Origin of the sequence: Spirillospora sp. NPDC049652 (genome assembly GCF_040675125.1) — a bacterium.
Classification (GTDB): domain Bacteria; phylum Actinomycetota; class Actinomycetes; order Streptosporangiales; family Streptosporangiaceae; genus Spirillospora.
Map to the genome: position 1 here is coordinate 1 of NZ_JBFAOF010001160.1, position 2,005 is coordinate 2,005.

Genomic DNA, 2,005 nt, shown 5'->3' on the forward strand with positions numbered 1-2,005 from the left:
CCCGCCGGGACGAGGCGGTCGGCGTCGGCGCGCATCCGCCGGAAGGTGGCGGCCTCCACCAGGGACGGCCAGCGGTCCTCCGGGACGGTGATCTCCAGGCGGTCGGCGATCCGGCGCATCTGGCCCGGCAGGTCGGCCGCCAGGTCGGCGTAGTGGACGAGCAGCACGTTCGGCGCGTCCCGGCGCTCCCAGGCGTCGGTGACGTGCCACATCAGGCGGTTCAGGGAGTCCGGTTCCCAGTCGTCGCGGGCGAGCCAGGACAGCAGCCAGTCGCGCTCGGGCTCGGCGGGACGCCGCTCCGGATCGTCGTCGTACACGTGGTAGCGCGACACCGCCACGTCCAGCGGGTCGCGGGCGACCACGGCGAACGTCGCGCGCGGATCGGCCGGCAGCCCGTCCAGCGGGGTGTGCGTCTTGATCACCCGGCGGTGCCGCTGGGCGTCGAGCAGCGCGTACACCTCTTCGGCGGGCCGCACCAGCTGGTCCAGCCAGGGGGAGAGCTCGGCCAGCGGGGCGGGCGGGTCCGGGCGCTGGAACACCAGCAGGACGCAGATCATCTGCATCCAGGTCGTCCCGCTCTTGTGGCCGGTGCTGACGACGATGTCGCCGGGCCGGAACGGGAAGCCGAGCCAGCGGGTGCTGTCGTCCTCCAGCGTCCGGTAGGCGGCGGGCGGCGGGGCCGCGGCCCCCGGTGGGGCGGCGGCGGGCTCCGGCAGGAGGGGGCCGGTCATCGCGGCAGGGCCTCGACGAGGCTGAGCGCGTAGGGCAGCTCGATCACCCGGTTCGGGCGCAGGTCCGCCTCGGCGAGCAGGCCGAGGTACTCAGACTCGGTCCGCTCGCGCGCGCCGTCGTACAGCGCGAGCATCCGCATGTCGAGCTCCTTGCCCAGGTGCGGGCGGTCGTCCTCGGGCAGCAGGATGTCCAGCAGCAGCACCCGGCCGTCCGCGGGCATCGCGGCGCGCACGTTCCGCAGGATGGTCAGCGCGTCCTCGTCGTTCCAGTTGTGCACGATGTTGGACAGCAGGTACACGTCGGCCGCGGGGACGGCGCTGAAGAAGTCGCCGGCGACCAGCTCGCAGCGGTCGGCGACGCCCAGCGGCGCGAGGAACGCGGACGCCGCCTCGATCACCGGCTCCAGCTCGAACAGCAGGCCGCGCGCGTCCGGGTGGGTCTCCAGGATCGTCGCCAGGACAGTGCCGACCCCGCCGCCGATGTCGGCGATCGTGCCGAGCCCGGAGAAGTCGTACGCCCCGACGGTGGCCTCGGCGATGGTCCGCGACCGGGTCGCCATGTGCGCGTCGAAGTGGTGCCGGGCGTCCGGGTGGGACGCCAGGTAGCCGTACATGGAGCCGAACCGCGCGGCGAACGGCGACTTGCCGTTGCGGACCGCCTCGTCCAGCGAGCCCATCGCCTCCAGGAAGTCCGGAGCGCCTTGCGGGATGACGACCGACCGCATGGACCGCCGCACGTCGCCGCGCAGGGTGTGGCCGACGTCGGTGAGGTCGTAGCGGACCGGCTCGCCCTCCACCCGCAGCGACCGGACCAGCCCGCTGCCCGCCGAGGTGCGCAGCAGCCGGGCGAGCGCGGCGCGGTCGAGCCCGGCCCGCTCGGCGATCTCCGCGACGGTCAGCGGGCCGTCGCGTAACCAGCCCGCCAGGTCGAGTTCGACGAACGCGTACAGCGCGGAGAACCGCCATCCGGCGCGCAGCATCTCCCACACGTAGGCGCGGGGATCCTCGCTGCCGACGACGTCCTTGGCCTCCGCGGTCATGGTTTCCGACATGCTTCTCCTTCTGGGGTCGCGATCGCGCCGGGGAACCCGGCGGGTTGACGGGCGCGTGCTGGACGGGGTCGGGACCGGGGTCGGAGCGGGAGCCGGAATCGGGGGCAGGGCCGGACGGGGTCAGACCCGGGCGGGTGCGCGGGTCTCGGCGCCGCCGCGCAGGCCCGCGGCGCCGGGTGGCGGGAAGGTCACCGTGATCACCAGGCCGCCGCCGGAGCGCGG

At 74.5% G+C, this 2,005-nt stretch carries 2 protein-coding genes; both read right to left on the bottom strand.

What is annotated here, in order from left to right:
- Positions 1–731, bottom strand: a 731-nt coding sequence (locus AB0J52_RS38070) for a sulfotransferase domain-containing protein (RefSeq protein WP_500187858.1), incomplete at its 3' end; no start/stop codon positions are given.
- The gene (locus AB0J52_RS38075; RefSeq protein ID WP_500187860.1) at positions 728–1,783 is read right to left on the bottom strand and encodes a methyltransferase; all 1,056 of its coding nucleotides are present in this window, start codon (positions 1,781–1,783) and stop codon (positions 728–730) included. The genes AB0J52_RS38075 and AB0J52_RS38070, both read right to left, overlap by 4 nt.
- Positions 1,784–2,005 lie beyond the last annotated feature (222 nt).

Bases quoted from the DNA above. Each gene is read 5' to 3' on its own strand.
- AB0J52_RS38075 (WP_500187860.1), bottom strand. From the start codon at position 1,783: ATGTCGGAAACCATGACCGCGGAGGCCAAGGACGTCGTCGGCAGCGAG.